This window comes from Bradyrhizobium sp., assembly GCF_049798375.1.
GTDB lineage: Bacteria > Pseudomonadota > Alphaproteobacteria > Rhizobiales > Xanthobacteraceae > Bradyrhizobium.
The window spans coordinates 1-7,029 of the sequence record NZ_JBARGP010000395.1 but is presented as its reverse complement, the minus strand read 5'-3'; the positions used below and the strand labels follow the sequence as shown (position 1 = coordinate 7,029).

The window sequence follows — 7,029 nt, the reverse complement described above, 5'->3', positions numbered from 1 at the left end:
GCGGTCGAGGCGTCGATCACCTTGGGCGCGGATTTGCCCATGCTGTCGATCAGCGCCACGGTCTCCTTGGCGGCGTCGTCCGGCAGACAGAGGATGACGAGGTCGACTTCCTCCATCAGCGCCTTCTTGGCGCCGGGGTCCTTACGCCTGTCCTCGGCGATGGACTTCACCGTGATGCCGCTCTGATGGCTCAGCCGCTCGGCAATGCCGAGGCCGGTGGTGCCCGAGCCGCCATCGACGAAAACGGAACGTGTCGCGGCGCCCTGGGCTTGTGCTTTGGCCTGGTCTTTCGGCTGCTTGGTCTCGATCAAGGTCATGACACCCTCCGGTCAAAGCTTATGAGCAGACATAGGCACCCGCGCCAATGATCGCGAGTGCTCGTGTGCGAAGCGAAGGCTTGCGGTGCGGTCTGACTTGAATGGCTGCGGCGTAGACATCGGAAAACTCCTGCTGGATGAAGGAGCCGCCTGATCGAATCGCGCTGCAAATGGAGAATGCCGCGGGATCGGATCCGGCGGCAGGGGCTGTGTGATCTAAACGCAGACAACCGCCCGTACCGCAAAAGTGCGGCGGCGGCGCATGGCGAGCAGAATGGTCGCGGCGTCGATCATCGGTGCAGGGCTATAGGGCCACGCGGTTCCTGCGTCAAGCATGAGCGCCGGCAGGCGAGCCTTAGACCGTGCGCCACAGCCATTCCGTGACGCGCGCAATCACGTCTCCGAACAACAGCAGCGCCGCGGCCCACACCAGCGCCGAGACGAAATTGGCGACCTGAAATCGCACATGCTCCATCTCGAAGATGCCGGCCGCCAGCGGCACCGAGGCCCGCAGAGGTCCGAAGAACCGGCCGATGAAGATGCTGGGTATGCCCCATTTGCGCACGAAGGCCTCGCCCCGCGGCAGCAGGTCCGGATAGCGCGACAGTGGCCACATGGCGGCGACCTGCTCCTTGTAGCGGTAGCCGAACCAGTAGGAGATCCAGTCGCCGAGCGCGGCGCCGAGGCCGCCGGCCAGCCAGATCGGCCAGAAGCTGATGCCGCTCGCCCCGATCAGCGCGCCGATCGCGACCAGCGCCCCCCAGGCCGGGATCAGCAGCGAGATGAAGGCCAGCGACTCACCAAATGCTAACAGGAACACAATCGGAGCGGCCCAGGCCTGGTGGTCGCGCACAAACTCGGCGACCGCGCGCCCAAAATCTTCCATCTCCCGATCGCCTTCCCGCCCCGCGGCCTAAGTCCTTGAACCGTTTATGGTTCGTACCGAAGTGACTGGTACGCCGGGGAACCGATCGACTTCAAGTCACAAAGCCCGGCCCGGCGCGTGAAAATGGCCGATGCGGTTCCTATCTGTTGGTGGGACGATCGCCCCCGACAGGCCCGGTCATTGTCTTGCGTCCATCCATGGCATAGTCAGGCCAACCGATTCGCCATCGCGCGGGCGCACCGCCCAGCGCTGGCAAGCTATCAAAATTGATGGGTAAGCCGTTGAAATCCGCAGCCAAAACGAAGCCCGGCGAGATGTTGGCGCAAGCCGCCAAGGCAGCCGTGAAGAGCAAAGCCCCGGCCAAAGCGACCGACAAGGCAGCCGGCGCCGAGGGCGAATATACCGCCCGCGACATCGAGGTCCTCGAGGGTCTGGAGCCGGTGCGTCGCCGCCCCGGCATGTATATCGGCGGCACCGACGAGAAGGCCCTGCATCATCTGTTCGCCGAGGTCATCGACAACTCGATGGACGAGGCGCTGGCCGGCCATGCCACCTTCATCGAGGTCGAGCTGGACGCCGAGGGCTTCCTGACCGTGACCGACAACGGCCGCGGCATTCCGGTCGATCCGCATCCGAAATTTCCGAAGAAGTCGGCGCTCGAGATCATCATGTGCACGCTGCACGCCGGCGGCAAGTTCGACTCCAAGGTTTATGAGACCTCGGGCGGCCTGCACGGCGTCGGCATCTCCGTAGTGAACGCGCTCTCGACCCGGCTCGAGGTCGAAGTCGCGCGCAACCAGAAGCTCTATCGCATGATCTTCGAGCGCGGCCATCCGAAGGGCAAGCTCGAGGAAGTCGGCAAGGTCAACAACCGCCGCGGCACCAAGGTGCGCTTCCAGCCCGACCCGACCATCTTCGGCGCCAAGGCGGCGTTCAAGCCGCAACGCCTGTTCACGATGGCGCGCTCCAAGTCCTATCTGTTCGGCGGGGTCGAAATCCGCTGGAAATGCGACCCGGCGCTGCTCAAGGGCATCGATGACGTGCCACCAGAGGCGACCTTCCACTTCCCGAACGGCTTGAAGGATTTCCTCGCCGGGATGATCCACGCCGACGCGCTGGTGCATCCGGACATCTTTGCCGGCAAGTCCGGCCGCACCGGAGGTCACGGCGGCTGCGAATGGGCGGTGGCCTGGACGGCTGACGCCGATGGCTTCCTTTCCTCCTACTGCAACACGATTCCGACGCACGATGGCGGCACCCATGAAGCAGGCATCCGCAGCGCGCTGCTGCGCGGCCTGAAGGACCATGCCGAGCGTGCCGGGCAGGGCAAGCGCGCCGCCGCGATCACCTCCGAGGACATCATGGTCGGCGCGGCCGTCACGCTGTCGGTGTTCGTGCGCGAGCCGGAATTCCAGGGCCAGACCAAGGATCGCCTGGCGACCGCTGAAGCCCAGCGCATCGTCGAGCAGGCGGTCAAAGACCCCTTCGACCACTGGCTTTCAGGCAATCCGATGCACGCCAACCGGCTGCTCGACTTCGTGGTCGAGCGTGCCGAGGAGCGCATCCGTCGGCGCCAGGAGAAAGAAACCCAGCGCAAGACCGCGACCAAGAAGCTCCGCCTGCCCGGCAAGCTCTCCGACTGCACCGAATCGGGGACGGCGAATTCAGAACTCTTCATCGTCGAGGGCGATTCGGCCGGCGGCAGCGCCAAGGCGGCGCGCGACCGCAAGACCCAGGCGGTGCTGCCGTTGCGCGGCAAGATCCTCAACGTCGCGTCAGCCGGCAAGGACAAGCTGACCGCCAATGCGCAGCTCTCCGATCTCATCCTGGCGATCGGCGCCGGCACCGGTCCGCATTACCGCGAGGAAGATCTCCGCTACCACCGCATTATCATCATGACCGATGCCGACGTCGACGGCGCCCACATCGCCTCGCTGCTGATCACCTTCTTCTACCGGCAGATGCCGCGGCTGATCGACGAAGGGCATCTCTATCTCGCGGTGCCGCCGCTCTACCGCCTGACCCACGGCAGCAAGAATTTCTACGCCCGTGATGAGGCCCATCGCGACGAGCTGCTGAAGCGCGAGTTCAACGCCAATGCCAAGGTCGAGATCGGCCGTTTCAAAGGCTTGGGCGAGATGATGCCGGCGCAGCTCAAGGAGACCACCATGGACCCGAGCAAGCGCACCCTGCTGCGGGTGATGCTGCTTGCCGACGACCGCGAGGGCACCGCCGACTCGGTCGAGCGGCTGATGGGCACCAAGGCCGAGGCGCGGTTCGCCTTCATCTCGGAAAAAGCCGAATTCGCCAGCGACGATCTGCTCGACGTTTAGGATTCCGCAACCATGCAAGCCCCCTTTTGTGGGCTTCCCGTACAAATTGCAGGTTCCATGCCGGAGGCGTGGGACCTGTTTTCCTATGTGAGATCAGAACGTTGCTGGAAAACTCCGTGCGAACCACGTCCCTTTTCCGGTCGGTGTGCCCGCCGCGCAACAGCATTTCCAGACCGTTGGGCTATATTCGGTCACATCAGGCGAGGGAATCGCCGACACGAATGAACGCCACCGCAGCTTATCTTGGGGATTTGGTTATGAAGAAGTTCTTGCTCGCTTCTGTCGCGCTTCTGACGCTGACCGGTGCCGCGTCCGCCGCTGACCTCGCTGCACGTCCTTACACCAAGGCTCCGATGATGGCGCCGGTCGCGCAGAGCTGGACCGGCTTCTACATCTTCGGCGGCGCCGGCGGCGGCATCTGGGATGCCGACTCGCACACCAACGTGCTCGGCGTTCCCGCCACGATCGACCAGCGCGTCGGTGGCGACGGTTGGTTCGGCACCGTCGGTCTTGGCTATGACTGGCAGGTCAGCCCGGGCTGGGTGTTCGGTGCTTTCGCCGACGGTCAGTTCGGCAGCCTGCGCGGCAACCTCAACGATCAGTTCGTTGGCGCGACCGGCCGCATCAAGATGGAAGACGCCTGGGCCGCAGGTGCCCGCCTCGGCTATCTCGTGGCGCCGAACGTGCTGTCCTATGTCAATGCCGGTTACTCGGGATCGCACTGGTCGGGCACCGGTCTCACTTTCCTCAACGGCGCTCCCGCTGGCGTCCACACCGACTCGTTCAACAGCAACGGCTGGTTCGTCGGCGGCGGCGTCGAGAACAACCTGAACATCTTCGGCATCTCCGCGCCGGGCTGGTTCATGAAGACCGAGTACCGCGCTGCGTATTACGATCGCAAGGACGTCAACATCCGCTTTGACGGCACCAATGCGCTGACCGCAGACTCGGTTTCGTTCAAGCCCTGGGTCCAGACCATCAGCACCTCGCTGGTCTATCGCTTCAACTGGACCGGCCCGGTGGTCAAGTACTGATACTGATCTTCGTCAAATCTGACGAATGGAAAGCCCCGGCTCTGCCGGGGCTTTTTGTTTGCGCGTTGGTTATTCACGCCGCGCGTCACACCGCTCTGGCGGCCGGTGCCGGCCGCCGCTACGGTCAATCGTTTACGCGACAAGCCGGGACAGCCGGCGCGCGATATAGAGGATGACGCCATGCGCAGATTTCTGCTGATCGGGGGCCTGCTCCTGCTCGTCGTCGGGCTGCTCTGGATTGGCCAGGGCACGGGCACGATCGCCTGGCCGCGCACGAGCTTCATGATCAACCAGCTGCAATGGGCCGGCTACGGCACCGGCGTCGCCGCGCTCGGGCTGGTGATGATCTGGCAAGGCAGCAATGGCTAAACCGAAACTAGAGCATGATCCGGAAAAATGGAAACCGGTTTTCCGAAAAGATCATGCTCAATCAAAGAGATAACATCATGACAGCAGCTTCTTTCGATCTCCGCGGCAAGGTCGCGATCGTGACCGGCGGCAATGGCGGCATCGGGCTCGGCATGGCGCAAGGCCTCGCGGATGCCGGCGCCGACATCGCGGTGGTCGGGCGCAATGAGGCCAAATCCGCGGCCGCCGTCGCCGACCTCAGGGCACGCGGTATCAGCGCCATCGCGGTCGCGACCGATGTCACCGACGGAGACGCCGTCGCGGCCATGATCGCGCGTGTGACCAGCGAGCTCGGCCGCATCGACATCCTGGTCAACAATGCCGGCATGAGCATTCGCAAGCCGCCGCATGTGCTCGAAGCCGATGAGTGGCAGCAGGTCATCGACACCAACCTGACCAGCGCATTTATCTGCTCGAAGGCCGCCTACCCGGCGCTGAAGGCATCCGGCGGCGGCAAGGTGATCAATATCGGCTCGATGATGTCGATCTTCGGCGCCGGCTTCGCGTCGGCCTATGCCGCGAGCAAGGGCGGCATCGTGCAGTTCACCCGCGCCTGTGCCTGCGCCTGGGCGACCGACAACATCCAGGTCAACGCGATCCTGCCTGGCTGGATCGATACCGATCTCACCAAGCGCGCCCGCGAGCAGGTCGACGGCCTGCACGATCGCGTGCTGGCACGCACGCCGGCAGGACGCTGGGGCGACATCGGCGATTTCGCCGGCATCGCCGTATTCCTCAGCTCGAAGGCCTCCGACTTCGTCACCGGAGCTGCGATTCCCGTCGACGGCGGCTACTCCGTCTCGGCCTGAGCTTTCTCGGAAAGCTCTTGATCTCTACGCAAACCCCTTTGGTGTGACAAAAACCGGATTCATATGTCTGAATGCGCTATCTCCGGAAACTTTTGATCTCGGACACGCTGCCGTCGCGATAAGTCAGCTCAACGGAAACGAACTGCGTCGACGACGGCAGCTTCAGATAGGGCGAGGCGTCAGACGGGATCGAGATCGGATCCTTCATGTTGCAGGCCGGCATGGTCAGCACCTTGTCGGGCATCGACGTATCGATGCCGATCCGCACCTGCCGGATCGCGCAGCGATACGACATCAGATGCGTGTAGTAGACGAGCAGCCCGTTGAATTCGCGAAACGACAACCAGCTCGTCGAGGTCATGTCGAGGATCTTGCGCTGGTCGTGGATCAGCGCCGCTTCCGGATCGAACTTGATCGGGAAAGGCCCCTGCATCTCGCCACCGGCATCGATATAGCGCACCTGGATGGTGCCGCCCAGCGTGTCGCCCGGCAGCTGGATCGAGAAGTTCGGCATGCGCTTGCGGGTTCTCGGATCGAGAATGTCCATGAAGCCGGTCTCGTGGAAATCCCCGGAATCGCCGAGGCGCCACGAGATGCCGAGGGTGGGATCGACGATCGAGAAGGTGATGCTCCAGCCGCTATTGCTGCGCGAGAACATCGCGATCGGTGCATTCAGCGATTCACTGGCCTGCGGCACGCGCGGCATCACAACCGGCGGCAATGCCGCGAGCTTGGGCTGCGTCGGCGCAGGCGCCGCGTTCTCCGGCGTTCCCTTGGCGAGACCGTTGAGGAAGACGTCGTCGACCATCTGGTCGAAATAGACAGGGATCTGCTTGTGATGCACGGTCTCGGCCATCTCGCTGACCAGCCGCCGCGTGCGCTGCGCGACCTGCACCATGTTGAGTCCGGGCTGGACCAGCTCCTTGGCAAAGGTCCGCGTGAACACCGAGTTGGGATTGGCATCGTCGTTGGAGAGGCGGTCGAGCGCGGTCTGCCGTGGCCCTGCCGAAAACACCGAGAATACGCCCTCCGGCAGCTGCGTCATCGGCGCCAGCCCGCCGCCGCCGGCGACAGCGCGCGTGCCGGCCCGCTCGAATGGATTGTTGCGGCAGGCGTCGAACACCAGGATCGAGGTGCGCGCCTTCTTGTTCTGCAGCCGCTCGATGATGCGGTCGGCGAGCACAGAGGCATCGCGCACCAACTCTTCCTGTCCTTCAGTCGCGGCAGGCACGTCGGTCGGCA

The 7,029-nt window shown here is 63.9% G+C and carries 6 protein-coding genes and 1 pseudogene; 4 read left to right on the top strand and 3 right to left on the bottom strand.

Annotated features, from left to right (window positions below; translation table 11 throughout):
* Together WA702_RS16940 and WA702_RS16935 are read right to left on the bottom strand one after the other, a co-directional pair.
* A pseudogene (locus WA702_RS16940) lies at positions 1–317 on the bottom strand (N-acetyl-gamma-glutamyl-phosphate reductase); the annotation flags it as partial.
* Positions 318–672: 355 nt separating this feature from the next.
* Positions 673–1,203, bottom strand: a complete 531-nt coding sequence (locus WA702_RS16935) for a DedA family protein (protein ID WP_425111695.1) — start codon at positions 1,201–1,203, stop codon at positions 673–675.
* Positions 1,204–1,472: 269 nt separating this feature from the next.
* Between WA702_RS16935 and parE the strand changes: the two genes are divergently transcribed.
* The 4 genes from parE (at position 1,473) to WA702_RS16915 (ending at position 5,787) form a co-directional block, all read left to right on the top strand.
* On the top strand, positions 1,473–3,536 hold the full coding sequence (parE, locus tag WA702_RS16930) for a DNA topoisomerase IV subunit B (protein ID WP_425111694.1): 2,064 nt from the start codon (positions 1,473–1,475) through the stop codon (positions 3,534–3,536).
* Between the two features lie 257 nt (positions 3,537–3,793).
* Entirely contained in the window at positions 3,794–4,570 is a 777-nt protein-coding gene (locus WA702_RS16925) for an outer membrane protein (RefSeq protein WP_425111693.1), read from the top strand.
* A gap of 180 nt (positions 4,571–4,750) precedes the next feature.
* On the top strand, positions 4,751–4,939 hold the full coding sequence (locus tag WA702_RS16920) for a hypothetical protein (protein ID WP_425111692.1): 189 nt from the start codon (positions 4,751–4,753) through the stop codon (positions 4,937–4,939).
* A gap of 77 nt (positions 4,940–5,016) precedes the next feature.
* A complete protein-coding gene (locus WA702_RS16915) occupies positions 5,017–5,787 on the top strand; it encodes an SDR family oxidoreductase (RefSeq protein WP_425111691.1) in 771 nt (256 codons plus the stop codon).
* Positions 5,788–5,863: 76 nt separating this feature from the next.
* Here WA702_RS16915 and WA702_RS16910 read toward each other — a convergent pair.
* Positions 5,864–7,029: caspase family protein (locus tag WA702_RS16910; protein ID WP_425111690.1), on the bottom strand; the 1,166-nt coding region annotated here is incomplete at its 5' end.

Excerpts from the sequence above, each read along its gene's own strand:
- WA702_RS16935 (WP_425111695.1), bottom strand. The coding sequence starts at position 1,203 with ATGGAAGATTTTGGGCGCGCGGTCGCCGAGTTTGTGCGCGACCACCAG.
- parE (WP_425111694.1), top strand. The coding sequence starts at position 1,473 with ATGGGTAAGCCGTTGAAATCCGCAGCCAAAACGAAGCCCGGCGAGATG.
- WA702_RS16925 (WP_425111693.1), top strand. The coding sequence starts at position 3,794 with ATGAAGAAGTTCTTGCTCGCTTCTGTCGCGCTTCTGACGCTGACCGGT.
- WA702_RS16920 (WP_425111692.1), top strand. The coding sequence starts at position 4,751 with ATGCGCAGATTTCTGCTGATCGGGGGCCTGCTCCTGCTCGTCGTCGGG.
- WA702_RS16915 (WP_425111691.1), top strand. The coding sequence starts at position 5,017 with ATGACAGCAGCTTCTTTCGATCTCCGCGGCAAGGTCGCGATCGTGACC.